This window comes from Plebeiibacterium sediminum, from assembly GCF_026013605.1.
In the GTDB taxonomy this organism is placed as follows: domain Bacteria; phylum Bacteroidota; class Bacteroidia; order Bacteroidales; family Marinilabiliaceae; genus Saccharicrinis; species Saccharicrinis sediminus.
This window is the reverse complement of the sequence record NZ_JAPDPJ010000002.1, coordinates 137,446-155,507: the sequence shown is the minus strand read 5'-3', so window position 1 is coordinate 155,507 and position 18,062 is coordinate 137,446. Positions and strand designations below refer to the sequence as shown.

Genomic DNA, 18,062 nt, shown 5'->3' with positions numbered 1-18,062 from the left:
ATGATCAGGTAATTAATTATATAAGATATTTAGTGATCTTCTGTTAATTCATTCAATAACTTTATTAAAAATTTAATTTCTTAAAAATGCGCAATCGTTTGTATTTATGTGCAATCGTTTGTATTTTTGTCAAAAATTAATTGAATGAAGAAGGTTACAATTAATGATATTGCTAAAAAATTAGGCGTTACTCCTTCAACTATTTCAAGAGCTCTGGCTGATAATCAAAGAGTAAGTCAGGCTACCAGAGATAAGGTGAAGAGAATGGCCCAGGAAATGGGATATCAGCCTAATTTAATGGCATCATCGTTACGAAAAGGAAAATCTGATTTAATTGGAATGATTGTTCCAAGAATCAATCGTCATTTCTTTAGTAATATCATTAGTGGGGTAGAAGAAATCTTAAATCCTGCCGGATATAGTCTTTTGATTATGCAGAGTCATGAGGAATTGGAGGCAGAAGTTAAGGCAGTTCATTCATTAATGCGAAACAGGGTAGGAGGGATCATCATCTCCCTATCTGTTGAAACCAATAGCTTTGAACACCTACAGGGTGTTGTTGATGCAAATGTTCCACTAGTTCAGTTTGATAGGGTTTGTAAAAATTTGAAAGGACCTAAGATTGTCAATGATAACATAACAGGAGCTTATTTAGCTACCAGACATTTAATACAATCAGGGTATAAAAATATTGCCCATTTTTCCGGAAATAAAATGATTAATGTATATGGTGAACGTATAATTGGATACAAAAAAGCCATTGCTGAGGCATTTGGAGAAGTGGATGAATCTCTTATTATGGAAGATATCATAACACGGGATTCAGGATTGGAGACGATTCAACAGGTGCTCAAAGAAAAGGAAATTGATGCCGTTTTTTGTGCGGGTGATTATTCTGCTTTCGGTGTGTTTGAAGGTTTGAAAGATCTTAAAGCTGAATTCCCCGGAAAATTTGGATTGGTAGGTTTTGGAAATGAACCATTTGCAGAAATGTTACATCCATCTTTATCATCAATTGAACAAGACGGACGTGAAGTGGGCCGAATCGCCGCTCAGGAAATGATAGATGCCATCAATGGCGTTTTGCATAATATTGAGCGTGTTGTACCTGTTGAGTTTAAAGAAAGAGAATCATCAAAAAAAATAAATATTAACTTTTAAAAGTAATAGACATGAGTTTAGAAGTACGTTATGCAGTACATCCTGAGGATGTAAAAAGTTATGATACAACTCGTATCAGAAAAGAGTTTTTAATTGAAAAAGTAATGGTTCCTGGTGAAATTAACCTGGTATATTCTTTTTACGACAGATATATTGTAGGTGGTGCTGTACCTACTGACAAGCCAATTAAATTGGATACTTATGAGGAGTTAAAAGCTGAGTACTTTTTAGCTCGTCGCGAAATGGGAATTATTAACGTTGGTGGTGATGCAAAAATTACTGCTGATGGTGTGGTTTACGAATTAAAATATAAAGAGGCTTTATATTTAGGTCAAGGTGTTAAAGATGTAGTATTTGAATCAGTTGAAGCATCAAAACCAGCTCATTTATATATAAACTCAGCTCCAGCTCATAAAGCTTTCCCTTCAAAACATGTAACTCTTGGAGATGCTAATGTTTTACAATTAGGTTCTTTAGAAACTTCTAACGAGCGTCAAATTAACCAGTTAATCGTTAAGGAAGTAGTGCCTACTTGTCAGTTACAAATGGGTATGACAGCTTTACAACCAGGAAGTGTTTGGAATACAATGCCAGCTCACACACATAACCGTAGAATGGAGGCTTATTTCTATTTTGAAGTTCCAGAGAGCCAAGCTGTATGTCACTTTATGGGACAGCCAGATGAGACTCGTCACATTTGGATGAAAAATGAAGAAGCAGTTCTTTCTCCATCTTGGAGTATTCACAGTGCAGCAGGTACTTCAAACTATATCTTTATTTGGGGTATGGCAGGTGAAAACTTAGATTATGGTGATATGGATGTTCGTCAACCAAACGAATTGAAATAAGCATAAAACAACAATCCTCATCATACTTTATGCATGATGAGGTGAATATAAAAGAGTAATAATAAAATAAATATCCAAATTATGATAAACGAATTATTTGACCTTACAGGTAAAGTAGCTCTTGTAACAGGAGGAACTCATGGTATTGGTATGGCTTGCGGTAAAATGTTAGCTAAAGCTGGTGCTAAACTTTGCGTTAACGACTTAAACGATGAAAAATTAGCCGAAGCTAAAGAAGAATATGCTAAAGACGGTATCGATGTTTTTACTGTAAACTTTAATGTTTGTAGCGAAGAAGAAGTTGATAAAGGTGTTAGCATCATTGAAAAAGAAGTTGGACCTATTGATATTTTGGTAAATAACGCAGGTATTATTAAGCGTGTACCTATTTTAGATATGCCAATTAAAGATTTTGAACAAGTGATTGATGTTGACTTGGTTGCACCTCTTATTGTGGCTAAGCGTATTGCTCCTGGAATGATTGAGCGTCGTCAGGGAAAAATCATTAACATGTGTTCAATGATGAGTGTTTATGGTCGTCAAAATGTTTCTGCTTATGCAGCAGCTAAAGGTGGATTAAAACTTTTAACTGAAAACATGACTTGTGAATGGGCTAAATATAACGTTCAAATTAACGGAATCGGTCCTGGTTATATTGCTACTTCTCAAACTGCTCCTATCCGTGTTAACGGACATCCATTTAATGACTTAGTGATGACTCGTACTCCTGCAGGACGTTGGGGAGAGCCAGAAGATGTGGGTAATGCATGTTTATTCCTTTCTTCAAAAGCTGCAGACTTTGTTAATGGTCACATTCTTTATGTAGATGGAGGTATTTTGGCCAACTTTGGTTATGTTAAAGGAGAAAATGAAATCTAATTCTCGATGAAAAAGATTTTTAATTTTTCTTATATGATATTTTTTCTGGCTGCGTTTAGTGCTTGCTCTGGCAGCCAGAATTCTTTAACTGTCTCTGTTACTAATCCTTTAAAAATTGATAGAGGTGCAGAAACGGTGAAAGTAGATCTTGGAGCATTAGCTTCTACCTCAGATCAGTTTATTGTAATTGATAACGCAACAGGTTCAGAAATTCGCAGTCAGTTAGTTGATGAAAATTCAGATAAAACTTTTGAAGCGATTTTATTTCAAGCTGATTTAAAGGCTGGAGAATCTAAAGATTATACAGTTAAAGTAGGTGCTACAACATTACCATCAACAGAAGTTAAAACATTTGGTCGCTTTGTTCCTGAACGTTATGATGACTTTACATGGGAAAATGATAAAGTGGCGTTTAGAATGTACGGACCTGCTTTAAAGAAACTGGCAGAGGAAGGTAAACCTGGTGGAGGTATCTCCGGAGGTTTGGATTGTTGGTTAAAAAAAGTGGACTATTCTGTTATTGATAAATGGTACAAGGGTTATCTTGAAGATCCTATGTATTACCATAATGACAGAGGTGAAGGTTTGGATAATTATCATGTTGGTCCGGGATTAGGTGCTGGAGGAACTGGAGTTATGGTAAAAGATTCTCTTGTTCAATCTGTTAACTTTACTGATTCACATGTGTTGTTAAATGGTCCAATCAAAACAAAATTTGTATTGGATTACGATCCTTATGGAACAGATGATGTTGAGGTTCAGGAGCAAAAAACTATTTCTATTGATTTGGGTTCTAACCTGACTAAAATTACAGTTGACGTTAAGGGATCTGAATTTTTAACAACAGGTATTACTTTACATGAGAATGATGGTGAACTGACTGTGGATTCAACTGCTGTTTTTGCAGATTATTATGCACCTTATTTCGGAAACGAATTAGGAAATGCAATAGTAATTGATCCTAAATACTATGCCGGTTATACTCGCATTGATTCAGATGTAAAAGATCATAGTAATGTATTATTACATCTTAAAGTTATTGATGGAAAAGTAGAGTATTATGCAGGTTTTGCATGGAGCGAAAGTAAACAATTTTCAGGTAAAGAATCCTGGGAAGCTTATTTAGCAGATTTTGCTCAAAAGATTCAAAATCCATTGCAAGTAACAGTAAAATAGTTTTGCATATTATAGTTTAGAGATTCATTCTCTGATAAAAAGAAAAGTCAGGTAATTACATAACTACCTGACTTTTTTTGTTCTAAATACTTAGAAATGAAATTTATCTATTTTCTTGGTAAACCAGAGATGTCTAACTTTGTATTAGGAACACTCATGTCTTTAGTGTCTTTAATGGTTAGAATGATGTCATTGTAATCATGATCACAAGAATTGAGATCAACTTTAACATCTTCAAAGGTTAATACAATATCATCGCAGTCACTACTTAAAAATAAGGTAGATTGCTGTCTTTGATTAATATTAAAAATTCTGTCTGTATAGTGTGTATAGTCACCATCTACAGTTAAGCCATTTTTCCAGCCTCTAGCAACAATATAAAAGCCAATTACGGTACCAGCCGGAAAACTACTATCGCCCAATTGAACACGGTCACCAAAGTCTAAGCCACCTCCTTCATTAACCTTAGATACGTTGGGAAAAACAATATGTGTTTCTAAATCATCAATTGATTGTGGCGGATTATTTTCATTATATGTATAGTAACCAAAAGTATTTTTCCAACTAGCTCCCTCATTAATAAAAGATACATAAACAGGAGTTTCTTTGGTAACACGTATACTTAATTGAGCAGTTTCGCTAAATAGATCTTCGTGTAATACTCTGGCATCTTTACTCTCTGGAAATAGTTTAGATATTTTATCCATTAGTGTTGTACAAGGTTTTGTTGGTTCAACATCATCAGGTACACCCTCGTCAATACTAATACCTATAATTTTTAAACCACCTAATCCAGTCGCTACAAAAATAAGGTTGTCTTTAGATTCAACAAAGTTAGTAGATTGGTAATCGTTAAACTTCATTGCACCAAGCATACTTATATTGTCATTATTTTCTTTAATTAGTCCACCAATATGAACACCTGACTCACCGTTTCCTATTAAAACCAGATCATTATTAATAGACACACTGTTTGTTACATTGTTTTCGTCTAATGATCCTTCTGGAGTTTCTGGTCTTGGTAAATTTTGTTTTAAACTACCATCCAAATTAAGCATAGAAAGTCCACCTTCATTTAAAGCAGTGAAGATATAATCATCTGTTACTGCTATCTCTGATTTAGACTCCGGAGTATTTGCTCCACCAACATTGTAGGTGTCCTGATATACAGCATCAGAAAGTCCAAATACATTTACACGTCCTTCTTGCCCTTGCAATACGTATAGTTTATCAGAATTAGCATCTACTGAACGTACATCTGTTAGTTCCTCTGAACTGATCAAATTATATTCTGTATCAAATACAGTTAGGCCACCATCCGATCCACAGGTTGCGTAAATACGGCCATCAACCACCTTAATATCAGTTCCTGCATAGGATGGAAGATCAATAATTGCATCAACTTCTTCAAAGGCCATTGTTTCTGTTAAAGAGATCACCTCCAGAAATGCAGGAGATACATATCCTGCCTCCATATAATCACCTCTAGCTCCAACAATGTATATTTTTCCATCATAATAATCAATGGCGCTAACATCCATATTGTCAAGTATAGCACTTGAAATAATCACAGGGTTCTTTTCATCTGTAACGTCAAAGATTTCAATTCCACCAAGCCATTTGGCCCCTTGAGTGTTATACGTAACAAAAGCGTAATTGTCATGAATCTTAACATGAGAAGCTTGTAATGTATTGTCATTATAAACAGGAGAAGCAACTTCTGCTTTTAATTTAAATACATAATTCTTAGTAAGATCGATATCTTGAAAATCGCCAGCGCTTTTAAGAAGAGACGAAGAATTTGTTTCAACAATAGGAATAATCTCATCCTTGTAATTTATTCTTGATGCCAGATTATCGTTGTTTGTATTAATTAAAAGATTCCCAACTTCTTTAAATTCCTGCACCTGCTCATCTACGATTATAGAGTCCTGTTGACAACTAAAAAATGCAAATGTGCTAATGAGAAATAGAATAATGAAATTAATATTTTTCATATTATGCTAATTATAATTTAAGTGATAACATTAATTATTTAATGGACAAAGAAAGAGATAGTTTCCTATATGTTACAAATAATCAAACAATGTATTTTATGTGTGTACTTTTGTTTTTGATGAAGTACATTTTTATCAGGTTTAATGGATTATTTCGTTCAACTATAATAGAACGATAACTTGATTAGTATTATAACCCAGGTGTTTTTATATATGATGTTTATTTTTAATTAACTATAACTTAAAGTGTATGATGTAACATTTGATGACTAACTGCGTAATAAAGTAGATCAGGGTCATATATCAGATGATTAAAGGTAGTATTAGAGAATTGTACTGTTGGGTTTTTGATAGCCTTAAAATTAAATTTGAGAACATTTTAAAATTATATACAAATGAAATTATTATTTACAGGTCTTTTGATTTTGTTGACAATAGGAATTGTTAATGCTCAGGAAAATAAGGCCGAATTAATTAAGGATTTAACAGATGGTGTTATTTCATTAGAAATATCAGATCTGAATGAAAGTTCGCCAATTTCAAGCATCAATAAACTAGCATTTGAACAGGCAGCTAAATCAATTGTAGTTACCAAAGAAAATATGGGAAGTTCTTTAGAAGAAGCAAAAGCATATAAATCATGTGTAATAACTGTTGGAGTTCATACTATTGTGGTAGTTGAGAATTTCTCAAAAACAGTAAGATCAGGATCTTGGGGCGCTAATATGCCCTGGGGTAAAGGATTTATTCAAAAAGGATCGATGAACTTTAAGGAGGACTATATTAATAATATCATCGGAATGCCTGATGGACAGAGGCGAATGATGTTTTTATTTAAATAATATACAGGAAAGGAGACTCATAAGTGAGTCTCCTTTATTATTTTATTATAATTCGGGTCCAGCCTGTTCTAATTGTTTTCCTAAATCAGTATCTGTATATTTTTTAAAGTTATTAATAAATAAGTGAGCCAGATCTTTTGCTTTATGAGTCCATTCTTCAGGATTTCTATAAGTATCCCTTGGATCCATTATAGCAGGATCTACATCATGTAGAAATGTTGGAACTTCCAGATTAAAAATAGGAATTGTTTTTGTTTCAGCCTTTTCTATTGATCCGTCTAAAATTGCATCAATAATAGCCCTGGTATCTTTGATCGATATTCGTTTTCCAGTCCCATTCCAGCCAGTGTTAACAAGATAAGCCTGTGCATTATGTTCTTGCATTTTCTTTACCAGTTCTTTTCCATATTTGGTTGGATGAAGTGATAAAAAGGCCTCGCCAAAACAAGCAGAAAATGTTGGGACAGGTTCTGTAACTCCTAATTCAGTACCTGCAAGTTTAGCTGTAAAACCTGATAAGAAATGGTATTGAGTTTGATCTGGATTAAGTTTTGAAACAGGAGGCATAACCCCAAATGCATCTGCAGTTAAAAATATAACTTTATTGGCATGTCCAGCTTTTGATATAGGTTTTACTATATTGTTGATATGGTAAATAGGATAGGAGACTCTGGTATTTTCTGTTACTGACTTATCTGTAAAATCAACAGATCCATCAGGTAAAACAGTAACGTTTTCCAATAAAGCATTTCGTTTGATGGCATGATAAATATCGGGTTCACTGTCTTTATCCAGGTTTATGGTTTTTGCATAACAACCACCCTCAAAATTAAATACGCCATCATCATCCCAGCCATGTTCATCGTCTCCAATTAATGCTCTTTTAGGATCAGTTGATAAGGTTGTTTTACCGGTTCCTGAAAGTCCAAAGAAAATTGCCACATCATCATTGCTACCTTTGTTTGCTGAGCAGTGCATAGCTGCAATACCTTTTAAAGGAAGAAAATAATTCATCATGGCAAAAATTCCTTTTTTCATTTCGCCTCCGTACCATGTACCGCCAATCAGTTGAATTCTTTCTGTTAAATTAAATACTGTAAACACCTCAGAATGCATTCTTTGTTCTTGCCAGTTAGGATTTGTGAATTTAGAGGCGTTAAGAACAACAAAATCAGGTTCGCCATACGATTCCAATTGTTCGTTTGTTGGGCGGATAAACATATTTTTTACAAAATGTGCCTGCCAGGCAACTTCTGTTATAAATCTTACTCTAAGCTGAGTATCTTTGTTTGCACCACAAAATGTATCTGTCACAAATAGTTTATTGTGCGATAGATCATCAATAACTTGCTCTTTTAGCGTTTGCCAGGTTTCAGGAGATAGCGGTCTGTTGTCATTTGGTGCTTTATCAGAAGTCCACCAAATTGAATCCTTTGTAATATCATCATAAACAATATATTTGTCTTTTGGAGAGCGCCCTGTGAATCTACCTGTCATTACATTGATGGCATCAAACTTTGTTAGAGTGCCTTTTTCAAAACCTTTTAGGTTTTGGTTTATTTCTTCAGAAAAGAGTAATTCGTAAGATGGATTATAAATTACTTCATGGTTTGTCTTGATCCCATATTGGGTTAAATCAACAGTCGATTTAATTGCTTCCATATCGTAAGATTTTAACTGTGTGAATATAAAATACACCTATTTTATTGTTAGGGTTAACTAATAAAACACAATTGTTATTCAATTAAGAATAGGTGTGTGGGACGCATTTACTGCCTGTATATCAGCTTAATGAGATGTAGGTGGTTGTTGTAAATGAATCTATATTAAAAATAGTTAAAATCATTTAATAAAAACAAATATTTGCAATCTATTTTATTTTGTAGTGTTGTATTGGTTTGAATATGAGGTGTATGGTAGTTGATTTTTAGATATTTATTAAAGTGGCTTTTAATTTATAACCTAAATGTTCAAATTCTCAGTTAACTATATGTTTGTTAAAAATATATGAAGATGATTGAATGGTTTAATAAGTAATGGTAAATAAAAGGAGGTTGAATTATTATAATTCAACCTCCTTTTTTACATGTTTGTATGTTGTTATTGTGTGTTTAATTTAGAGTAAAGAATGCAATCGCACTTTTTAAGTGCTCGGCTTGTTCGGCAAGCATTTCAGCGCTTGATGCTAATTCTTCACTTGCAGCAGCATTTTCTTGGGTTATATCGTTTAATTGCTGAATTGCACTGTTCACCTGATGTGAACCATTGTTTTGTTCCTGACTGGCAGCAGCAATCTCCTGAACCAACATGGATGTGGTGTTAATTTTTGGTATAATTTCGTTCATTAACTGGCCGGTTGTGTTTGAGAGACTTAATCCTTCCTTAGTTAGTGCATTAATTTCATCTGCAGCAATTTTACTTTGTTCAGCAAGTTTTCTTACTTCTCCTGCAACTACAGCAAAACCTCGTCCTTGTTCACCTGCTCTGGCTGCTTCAACTGAAGCATTTAGTGCCAGAATATTAGTTTTCATTGCAATGTCGTTGATGATAGATATTTTTTCAGAGATAGTTTTCATTGCTTTATTTGCATCTTGAGCTTGTGAGTTCACTTTATTTGAATCTCTGGTAGCCTCTTCTGATACTTTTGAGGTTTCTGTCGCATTATCAGAGTTTTGCTGAATACTTGCTGAAATTTCTTCCATAGTAGAACTGACTTCTTCAATGGAACTGGCTTGTTCATTGGCACCTTGCGATAGTTGTTGTGATGATCCACTGAGCTGCTGACTGGCAACTCCAATTCGGTCAGCTCCGGTTTTTATATTGGTTACAATATCTCTTAAGCCATCAATCATTTTATTTAGAGCTGATGCTAATTGCCCAATTTCATCTTTCTGATCAATCTCCAGTTTACTGGTTAAGTTTCCTTCTGCAATAGATTCTGAGATATACACAGCTTTTTCAAGGCTATTTGAAATATCTTTTGCAATAAAGTAAATAAGCACACCTAATATCAAAATACTTATTATTAATGCTACAATAATGATATTTCTGATATAGTAAACACTGGCAAATAATTCATCTTCATAAACTGTAACTGCTATATATGATTGTATTTCATCCAGATGTCTAAAGTATTGATATTTCTTTTTACCTCCATATTGATAAGTAATTAAACCTTTTTCTTCTTTTGCATTTTTCATTTTTAAGAAGAAATCTTCGTTTGCAATACTTTTCCCTTCATCTTTAGGATGGATTATTAAAGTACCATCATTGGTAACGATATAAGGGTAACCTGAGTCAAAAAATATTTTATCATTAAATATAGCTTTTAACTTATCCATGTTTTTTTCTTTCACCCCAACATAAATAATTCCCTGTATTGTACCGTCTATTATTAGAGGTTTGTATGCAGTTAAGTAATAATCATCTACAACAAATGCTCTTCCAACATAAGTATTACCTTCCATTATAGATTTAACTACAGGTGATGAATTAGGAATGTATGTACCAACCGCTCTTTCTCCATTTTTGTCTATTACATTAGTTGAAATTCGAAGAAAACCATCATCTATTTTTTGAAAGATGGTTGCGGTTCCCCCTACTAAATCTTTGATTTCATCCACAAAGCGAGTGCTGTTTTGAATTTGTTCTCCCTGAACAGTCCACTCTGGTACTTCAATTTTTCGGGATTCGTTGGTTAATTGATTAGTGGCAGACAAAGCTATTGTCTTTGCACTAATTTTAATTTTACCAAGATTTTTAATAAACTGATCGGCAGTATTAATTCCTATTCGAACGTTTTGTTGATTGGATGAAATATTTTGAGAAATGAGTAAATTTAAGTCCTTTACATGCTCCTGCATCCGTTCGTTCGTCTCAGATTCACTGGTATTAATCTCCAATTTAATAATGGAAACACCTAAAATAACTAAAATAACAACTACCAGGGATGTTACTATAACGCCTAACCGCAATCCGATTTTAATATCGTGAAACCTCTTCATATTAATTAAGTTAAATGTGTTGTTTAGATTACGGAGAGATACGGTAAAATAAATATTAAGGTTTCTGTATATGTGAAAATGTTATTAACAGGCTGTTGAAAACTATTTGACGAATGTATTGAATAGCATGATAAACAACATTTGATTGATGATTAAAATTTATTGTGTTAAAATTCCATGATTAATAGAAACAAAAAAAGAGGCATTAAGCCTCTTTAAAATAGTATTTAAATTAAATGTTTATTTTATTGAACTAACATATTTTTGAAAAGCCTTAAAGGTTCCTAATTCTTTATCTTTTTCAATTGTAGAAGTTACCCAATGGCTGGTATATTTGGTTGGTTTTGTAATAAATAGTTGTTGTTTACCATCATCAAGAGTCTTTGAGTAGTTATCAGGATTTATAACAATAGCAGCACCAACTTTAATTTTTTCGGCAGCTACATCTTCAGGATGATAACCCCACGAGATAACATAATTTGCAGCTTTATCTACTTTTTGTCCTTCGTGATAGTTTACACCAGTAACAAATTGCACATCTTCGTCAGTTAAAGCAAAAGCTTCAACTCTCATTTCTCTGATTCCGGAATAGGCCGTAACTCTTACCAGGATATCCACTTTTTTTCCTTTGTAAGGTACATCTTTTGATAGCATTTCCATCTGTGAAATACTTCCTTCTTTTTTAACTCTTACAATACGATTAGATACGGGCGCTAACAATACAACATTTTCCCCATCCCAAAGTCTTACTCCTCCTAATCCTAACGTACCGCCTACTTTATAATAATCAGCACCTAATCCTTTTTTTTGTTCTTCGGCACTTGGGTACCATTTTGCAGATTTAAGCTCTAAACCTGGCTTTTGTTTGTTATAAACATCAATGGCAGCAGCTTTATTATTAAAATATAATCGTAAGGCTAGCCACTCATTTTCTACAGCTGGCCCATGGTGACCAATTGATCTATATAGATCGCCAGACTCTTCTTGAATTTCATTTGTATAAACAGAGTCTTTTCTTAAAAATAAACTTGCATCGGTTAAGTTTTGAGCAATTGATGGCAATATTACAACAACGAGTAGTGTGAAAGTGAGTATTAATGATTTCATGCTAATTATTTTATTTGAGTGATTTGATAGGTTAACAATATTTATTCCAGTAATCCTTCATAAAAGTTAATATTCTCCTTATTCAGGATATCTACTGGTAAATAATTCATGCTTTTTACATTTTCTTTTCGGAACAAATAATTAAAAAGTATAATGGCTGCATTATATCCCTGACTTTTGGATTGTTGTGCAATTAAAAAGTCAATAACACCTTTCTGAAGGTACTTAATGTTTTGTTCCAGTGTGTCAAACCCAATAAGCATCAGGTCTTTAATGTTATTTTCTTCCAGAATATCTGCAATTAAATGTATTCTTGAATTTGGCACGTAGATAATTTTAGTGTTTGGAGATTTTTTCAAATAATTACAAAGTGATGCTTCGTAATCCACATTGTCTTTATCTACTTTTAACTGAAGATGTTTAATTCTATCAGTGGAAATATTTTTTTCTCTGAAAAAATTAAGGAATCCCTCAATTCTATCATTAATATGCGAATATTCCTGTTTTCCCTTAGAAACATATACAACTAGAATTTCATCTTCTTTATTGAAGGCTAAATTACATAGGGAAGCAGCAACTTTTCCTGCTGCAACAGGATCTTGTCCAATAAAAGATAAAGGATTTGCTTCTGCATGATGAATATTCATTTGTACAAAGGGAATATTTCTATCATGAAGCTGATCGGCAAATATTTTGGATTCTTCCAGAAACATCGGAACGTAAACAACGCCATCCGGATTTAAATCTAATATTTTATTAAAAGCTTCCTTAAAATCTAGGGCTCTTAACGAAAACGTAATTTTATGGATATTTACCTTAAAAGACGACAACTCAGAAATAGCTTTGTCAATACCAGCCATGGGACGAGTCCAATATTTTACATCATTAGGATCGGGTAGGAGACATGCTATTTGCAGTTCTCTTTTTAAAGCAAGATTTCGAGCTAAAATATCAGGTGCATACCCAAGTTCTTTGATTGCTTTTTGAACCTTTTCGTATGCTTTCTCAGAGAATTTACCCCTTTGATGAATAATCCTGTCAACAGTACCCGCAGAAACACCTGCTTGTTTGGCAATATCAACTATTCTTATTTTCATCTTTATAAATTTATTTTCCAATGGCCGATGGAACGCTGAAATAAATTTGGATATTCAGATTTACATGGTTTATTCCAGTGCCTGTAATTGGTCTTTTTATTGCCATATGTAACTCACCAGAAAAATTATTATTCTCATGGTTCGTTTCATTTGAATTGAATTATTTACACTTATCAGTTAGAAACCTTCCAAAATATCATTCAATTCAGGTTAATATATAATTAGCGTCAGTAACAATAATGTTACCGACGCTAAATTTGATCAGCTAGTGTAATTATATTTCGCTAAAACAATTGATTTTAGCGAAGTGTCAATTAAAAGTTGAAATAGTTCTTTGCGTTATAGTAGCAAATATTTTCAACATATGTTTTTAATAATTCCATATCATTAGGAATTAATCCTTTTTCTACATCTTCACCTAACAGGTTACAAAGGATACGACGGAAATACTCATGACGGCTGTAACTTAAGAAACTTCTTGAATCAGTAAGCATACCAACAAAACGACTTAATAATCCTAACATAGAAAGTGCGTTCATTTGTTTTTCCATACCATCTTTTTGGTCAAGGAACCACCAACCTGAACCCCACTGGATTTTACCTGCAACACTACCATCCTGGAAATTACCTAACATAGTAGCGTAAACTTCGTTATGAGAAGGATTTAAGTTGTAAAGAATTGTTTTAGTTAGTTTTTCTTCGGTAGCAAGACTGTTTAAGAATTTAGACATATCCCTTGCAACTAAATCATCACCAATTGAGTCAAAACCTGTGTCAGCACCTAATTTGTTATACATAAAGGTGTTGTTGTTACGAATAGCACCAATGTGGAATTGTTGAGTCCAGCCTTTTGCGTGATCCATAACTGCTAATTGATACAATACAGCCGATTTATATTTGTTTATTTCCACTGATGTTAAAGCTTCACCTTTTCTTGCTTTGGCAAAAATTGCTTTAATTTCATCAATAGTATATTCATCACAGAAGAAACGATCTAAACCGTGGTCAGAAAGTTTACATCCCATTTCAGCAAAGAAATCCTGACGGATTTGTAATGCTTTTAAGAAGTCATCATAAGATTCAATTGCTACACCGGAAACTTCAGCTAAGGTATTCATGTAAGCGTTAAAGTCATTCAGGTTATCGATAGCCATAGTTTTATCGGCTCTCCAAGTAGGAAGTACTTTAGTCTCGAAACCAGAATCTTTAATTTTTTTATGATACTCTAATGAATCAACAGGATCGTCAGTAGTACAGATGATCTCTACATTAGCTTGTTTAATTAAACCTTTACAAGAAAATTCAGGAGTTTGAAGTTTTGCATTACAAGCTTCCCAGATTGATTTTGCTGATTTCTCATCTAAGATTTCTTCAACACCAAATGGTTTCTTTAATTCAAGGTGAGTCCAGTGGTAAAGAGGGTTACGAAGTGTAAAAGGAACTGTTTTTGCCCAATTGTAAAACTTATCCCAATCGCTTACATCTCCTGTAATTTCATTTTCAGGAATACCGTTGGTACGCATTGCTCTCCACTTGTAATGGTCACCGTATAACCAAATTTGAGTAATATTTTCAAATTTAACGTCGTCGGCAATTTGCTGTGGTGAAATATGACAGTGATAGTCAATAATTGGTAGATTTTCTGCGTACTCGTGATACAGTTTTTTTGCAGTTTCGTTTGATAAGATAAAGTCTTTATCAATAAAAGTTTTCATTATGTATGTTTTTTCGATTATTAGAATTACAAATAAAACCAATTACACCAGTATTTTATTGTGTAATTGGTTTATTATTTCTTGATTACAGCGTAACTCCGCTTTTAAAGATTGCTATTTCACGGTAACCATTGATTTCGTTTTTAGTTTTTTTGCCGCTGGCAATTTCTAAAAGCAAATCAATAAACTCTTTACTTAAGTCATCCATGCTTACACCATCAACAAGTCTTCCTGCATTAAAATCAATCCAGTTTTGTTTTCTTTCGGCAAGCTGTGTGTTAGTAGCTACTTTTATTGTAGGTATAAATCCTCCAAACGGAGTTCCTCGTCCGGTTGTAAATAGTACCATCTGACAGCCACACATTCCTAAAGTTGTGGTTGCAACAAGGTCGTTACCTGGGGCACTGATTAAGTTTAAGCCCGATGTTTTAATACGTTCTGTATGTTTAAGCACATCCTTAACTTTGCTGTTTCCGGCCTTCATGGTACAACCTAATGATTTATCTTCAAGCGTTGTGATACCACCATTTTTGTTACCTGGAGAAGGATTTTCGTAGATAACCTGGTTATGACGCTTATAATAATTCTTAAAGTCATTAACCATGTCAACAGTCTTTTGGAAAACTTCTTTGGTTTCACAGCGATTCATCAGAATTGTTTCTGCACCAAACATTTCAGGTACTTCAGTTAATACGCTTGTACCACCATAGTGAATCACATAATCAGAAACTCTACCTAACATTGGATTTGCAGTAATACCACTAAAACCATCAGAACCACCGCATTCTAATCCTAATCTTAATTTAGACAAAGGTTGTTTTGTTCTGCGGTCTTCTTTCATTGCATCAAAAAGTTCAGAAACAACATCAACTCCTGAAATGATTTCATCCTTAAGATCCTGAGTAGTGATAAACTTAATCCTTGATGGGTCGTATTCACCCAGCGTTTCTCTGAAGGCACTCACCTGATTGTTTTCACAACCAAGACCCACCACAAGAACAGCTCCTGCATTTGGGTGACGTGCAATGTTTTGTAGTGTTTCGCGGGTATTCACATGGTCATCGCCCATTTGTGAACAACCATAGTTATGCGGGAAAGTATAGATTCCATCGAAATAATCCAATTCATCAAAGAACAAACCGGATTTCATACATTTCTCTGTAAACTTTTTTGCTATAGATTCAGATACTCCATTAACACAGCCTACTGTAGGAATAATCCAAAGTTCGTTTCTGATACCAACTTCTCCATTTGCACGTTCGTAACCTTCAAAAAATTTTTCTTCTAATGTTACTTTTACATCTGGTTCTACTGGTTCATAGCAGTATTCAAGTATGTCACCAAGACCAGTTTTGATATTGTGAACATGAACATGCATACCTACTTCAATATCTTCCTGAGCTACACCAATTGAGCTGCCGTATTTTTTAATTTGCTCACCTTTTTTGATAGGGGCAATGGCAATTTTATGTGCCTGAGGAATATCAGAAGCCACTGTAATAGTGTTTCCTTCAAACTCAAAGCTGGTGCCTGCACTCACTGGTTCCAGTGCAACTATAACATTATCGCCTGGTTGAATATGTAAATGCTTCATAATAATTGTGTTTTATTGCTGTGAATTCAATAAAATTAGAGAAGTTGATGTATCTCAAATTTCTCTAAAAACCATGCAGGATAGCTAAGCATCAGTATGGTGCAAAGCTATCCTGTCCTATAAAATGTTATTTAAGAATTTCAGCTAAAGCTGATTGAATAGAGTTGTCAAGAATATTGTTAACATAACCTGCAACTGCAGCAGAGAAACCAGGAACTTCATCAAGGTTAATTCCCCAAATCTTATCATTACTTAAGATTGACTGTACTTTTTCTTCAACAGAAGAATCAGAAGCCCATACTGAGTTAATGATTTCTAATAATTCAGGAGTGTCTTTAGCTTCGAAACCGATTGGATTACCTGGTTTATATAATACAAGTAATGCAGCAAGTGAGAAAGTTACTTTTTTAGGAAGTTTACCTGTACTTGCAACAGTATCTTTTACTGTTGGGAAATCTCTGGTTACCCATTTAGATAAAGAGTTTAATGAGATATCCTTTAAGAAGTGACGGATATAAGGATTAAAGAAACGCTCTAAAATCTCATCTGCAAAAGCAACTAATTTTTCTTTATCACCTTCAATATTAGGTAATACCTCTTCAGCTACCATGCTTTTGATATAAGTAGAAACAGTTTCGTCATCAAATGCTTCTTTTACAGTTTCGTGACCACATAATAAACCAACAGGTACTAAAGCTGTGTGAGAACCATTTAATACTCTTACTTTTTTGTCGCGGAAAGCTTTCATGTCGTCTAACCAAACCACATTTAAACCAGCACTATCCATTGGGAATTTGCTACGAACATTTTCACCAGCTTCAATAGCCCATAAGTGGAAGTACTCACCAACAACAACCAAGTTATCTTCATAACCTAATTCAGCCTGAATCTCTTTGATGTTATCTTTAGGGAAACCAGGAACAATACGGTCAACTAATGTACTACTGAAAGTACATGCTGAGTTTAACCAATTGATAAAATCAGCCTCTAAATTATTTTGTTCAGCTAGTTCCAGAACTATTTCTTTAAGAATATCTGCGTTTTTATCGATTAATTCGCAGCAGATTACACTTAAACCTTTGTCTGCAGCACCCGCATATTTTTTATATCTCTTATATAAAAGAGCAGTCATTTTTCCAGGGTAAGATTTAGGAGGTAAAGCATTGATATCTTCATCATCAATTCTGCTAATACCAGCTTCTGTTGTGTTTGAAATAACAATCTCTAAATCTTCTGATAGGAAATACTCTTCATATTTAGCATATTCAGCATAAGGATTCACTGCATCCATTACACATTCTATCAATTCTGTTTCTTCTACAGGTTTACCATCTTTAATACCTTGTAAAGAAACGTGATACATGCAATCTTGCTTTTTAAGCATTTCAACCAAACCATTAGCCAAAGGTTGTACAATTACAACACCGGCGTTGTAGTCAATTTTGTTGTTTGCTTGTTGAATCATCCAATCAACAAATGCACGTAAAAAGTTTCCTTCACCGAATTGAAGAATTTTTACAGGATAGGTCTTGCGAGCCTGAACAGTTTCATTGTTTAATGCTTTCATAGTATGTTTATAATTTTCTAAATATGACTTTTATGGTAATTAAGTGGAACAAAGATAAGCACATTAAAGTGTGTG

13 protein-coding genes are annotated in these 18,062 nt (G+C 33.8%); 5 read left to right on the top strand and 8 right to left on the bottom strand.

All coding sequences use genetic code 11. The annotated features are described in order from the left end of the window. Nucleotides 1–144: 144 nt before the first annotated feature. The 4 genes from OM075_RS02480 (at nucleotide 145) to OM075_RS02465 (ending at nucleotide 4,064) form a co-directional block, all read left to right on the top strand. Entirely contained in the window at nucleotides 145–1,161 is a 1,017-nt protein-coding gene (locus OM075_RS02480; protein ID WP_301188883.1) for a LacI family DNA-binding transcriptional regulator, read from the top strand. An 11-nt stretch (nucleotides 1,162–1,172) separates the two neighbouring features. Next, nucleotides 1,173–2,009 carry a 5-dehydro-4-deoxy-D-glucuronate isomerase gene (kduI, locus tag OM075_RS02475; RefSeq protein ID WP_301188882.1) on the top strand — a complete coding sequence of 279 codons (837 nt, stop codon included), beginning with the start codon at nucleotides 1,173–1,175 and terminating at the stop codon, nucleotides 2,007–2,009. 81 nt (nucleotides 2,010–2,090) lie between these two features. Continuing rightward, the gene (locus OM075_RS02470) at nucleotides 2,091–2,888 is read left to right on the top strand and encodes a gluconate 5-dehydrogenase (RefSeq protein WP_301188881.1); all 798 of its coding nucleotides are present in this window, start codon (nucleotides 2,091–2,093) and stop codon (nucleotides 2,886–2,888) included. Between the two features lie 6 nt (nucleotides 2,889–2,894). Further along, a complete protein-coding gene (locus OM075_RS02465) occupies nucleotides 2,895–4,064 on the top strand; it encodes a BT3233 family polysaccharide utilization protein (RefSeq protein ID WP_301188880.1) in 1,170 nt (389 codons plus the stop codon). A 107-nt stretch (nucleotides 4,065–4,171) separates the two neighbouring features. Here the strand turns inward: OM075_RS02465 and OM075_RS02460 are convergent, their stop codons facing one another. Further along, complete coding sequence (locus tag OM075_RS02460) at nucleotides 4,172–6,061, bottom strand: DUF4114 domain-containing protein (RefSeq protein ID WP_301188879.1); 1,890 nt, start codon at nucleotides 6,059–6,061, stop codon at nucleotides 4,172–4,174. A gap of 395 nt (nucleotides 6,062–6,456) precedes the next feature. Here OM075_RS02460 and OM075_RS02455 point away from each other — a divergent pair, with 395 nt between their 5' ends. Continuing rightward, complete coding sequence (locus tag OM075_RS02455; RefSeq protein WP_301188878.1) at nucleotides 6,457–6,903, top strand: hypothetical protein; 447 nt, start codon at nucleotides 6,457–6,459, stop codon at nucleotides 6,901–6,903. Nucleotides 6,904–6,948: 45 nt separating this feature from the next. Here OM075_RS02455 and pckA read toward each other — a convergent pair whose 3' ends face one another. The 7 genes from pckA to OM075_RS02420 all read right to left on the bottom strand — a co-directional run bounded on the left by pckA (nucleotide 6,949) and on the right by OM075_RS02420 (nucleotide 17,987). Then, nucleotides 6,949–8,565, bottom strand: a complete 1,617-nt coding sequence (gene pckA / locus OM075_RS02450; protein ID WP_301188877.1) for a phosphoenolpyruvate carboxykinase (ATP) — start codon at nucleotides 8,563–8,565, stop codon at nucleotides 6,949–6,951. 449 nt (nucleotides 8,566–9,014) lie between these two features. After that, nucleotides 9,015–10,907 (bottom strand): methyl-accepting chemotaxis protein, encoded by a 1,893-nt coding sequence (locus OM075_RS02445; protein WP_301188876.1) that lies wholly within the window; start codon nucleotides 10,905–10,907, stop codon nucleotides 9,015–9,017. 240 nt (nucleotides 10,908–11,147) lie between these two features. Next, nucleotides 11,148–12,014, bottom strand: coding sequence for a DUF4861 family protein (locus tag OM075_RS02440; protein ID WP_301188875.1), 867 nt, complete (start codon nucleotides 12,012–12,014; stop codon nucleotides 11,148–11,150). Between the two features lie 41 nt (nucleotides 12,015–12,055). Beyond that, on the bottom strand, nucleotides 12,056–13,111 hold the full coding sequence (locus OM075_RS02435) for a LacI family DNA-binding transcriptional regulator (RefSeq protein WP_301188874.1): 1,056 nt from the start codon (nucleotides 13,109–13,111) through the stop codon (nucleotides 12,056–12,058). A gap of 314 nt (nucleotides 13,112–13,425) precedes the next feature. Then, the gene (gene uxaC / locus OM075_RS02430; RefSeq protein ID WP_301188873.1) at nucleotides 13,426–14,826 is read right to left on the bottom strand and encodes a glucuronate isomerase; all 1,401 of its coding nucleotides are present in this window, start codon (nucleotides 14,824–14,826) and stop codon (nucleotides 13,426–13,428) included. Between the two features lie 85 nt (nucleotides 14,827–14,911). Continuing rightward, nucleotides 14,912–16,420, bottom strand: coding sequence for a UxaA family hydrolase (locus OM075_RS02425; protein WP_301188872.1), 1,509 nt, complete (start codon nucleotides 16,418–16,420; stop codon nucleotides 14,912–14,914). A gap of 127 nt (nucleotides 16,421–16,547) precedes the next feature. Next, nucleotides 16,548–17,987, bottom strand: a complete 1,440-nt coding sequence (locus tag OM075_RS02420; protein ID WP_301188871.1) for a tagaturonate reductase — start codon at nucleotides 17,985–17,987, stop codon at nucleotides 16,548–16,550. Between the last annotated feature and the right edge of the window lie 75 nt (nucleotides 17,988–18,062).

Bases quoted from the DNA above. Each gene is read 5' to 3' on its own strand.
- OM075_RS02480 (WP_301188883.1), top strand. From the start codon at position 145: ATGAAGAAGGTTACAATTAATGATATTGCTAAAAAATTAGGCGTTACT.
- kduI (WP_301188882.1), top strand. From the start codon at position 1,173: ATGAGTTTAGAAGTACGTTATGCAGTACATCCTGAGGATGTAAAAAGT.
- OM075_RS02470 (WP_301188881.1), top strand. From the start codon at position 2,091: ATGATAAACGAATTATTTGACCTTACAGGTAAAGTAGCTCTTGTAACA.
- OM075_RS02465 (WP_301188880.1), top strand. From the start codon at position 2,895: ATGAAAAAGATTTTTAATTTTTCTTATATGATATTTTTTCTGGCTGCG.
- OM075_RS02460 (WP_301188879.1), bottom strand. From the start codon at position 6,061: ATGAAAAATATTAATTTCATTATTCTATTTCTCATTAGCACATTTGCA.
- OM075_RS02455 (WP_301188878.1), top strand. From the start codon at position 6,457: ATGAAATTATTATTTACAGGTCTTTTGATTTTGTTGACAATAGGAATT.
- pckA (WP_301188877.1), bottom strand. From the start codon at position 8,565: ATGGAAGCAATTAAATCGACTGTTGATTTAACCCAATATGGGATCAAG.
- OM075_RS02445 (WP_301188876.1), bottom strand. From the start codon at position 10,907: ATGAAGAGGTTTCACGATATTAAAATCGGATTGCGGTTAGGCGTTATA.
- OM075_RS02440 (WP_301188875.1), bottom strand. From the start codon at position 12,014: ATGAAATCATTAATACTCACTTTCACACTACTCGTTGTTGTAATATTG.
- OM075_RS02435 (WP_301188874.1), bottom strand. From the start codon at position 13,111: ATGAAAATAAGAATAGTTGATATTGCCAAACAAGCAGGTGTTTCTGCG.
- uxaC (WP_301188873.1), bottom strand. From the start codon at position 14,826: ATGAAAACTTTTATTGATAAAGACTTTATCTTATCAAACGAAACTGCA.
- OM075_RS02425 (WP_301188872.1), bottom strand. From the start codon at position 16,420: ATGAAGCATTTACATATTCAACCAGGCGATAATGTTATAGTTGCACTG.
- OM075_RS02420 (WP_301188871.1), bottom strand. From the start codon at position 17,987: ATGAAAGCATTAAACAATGAAACTGTTCAGGCTCGCAAGACCTATCCT.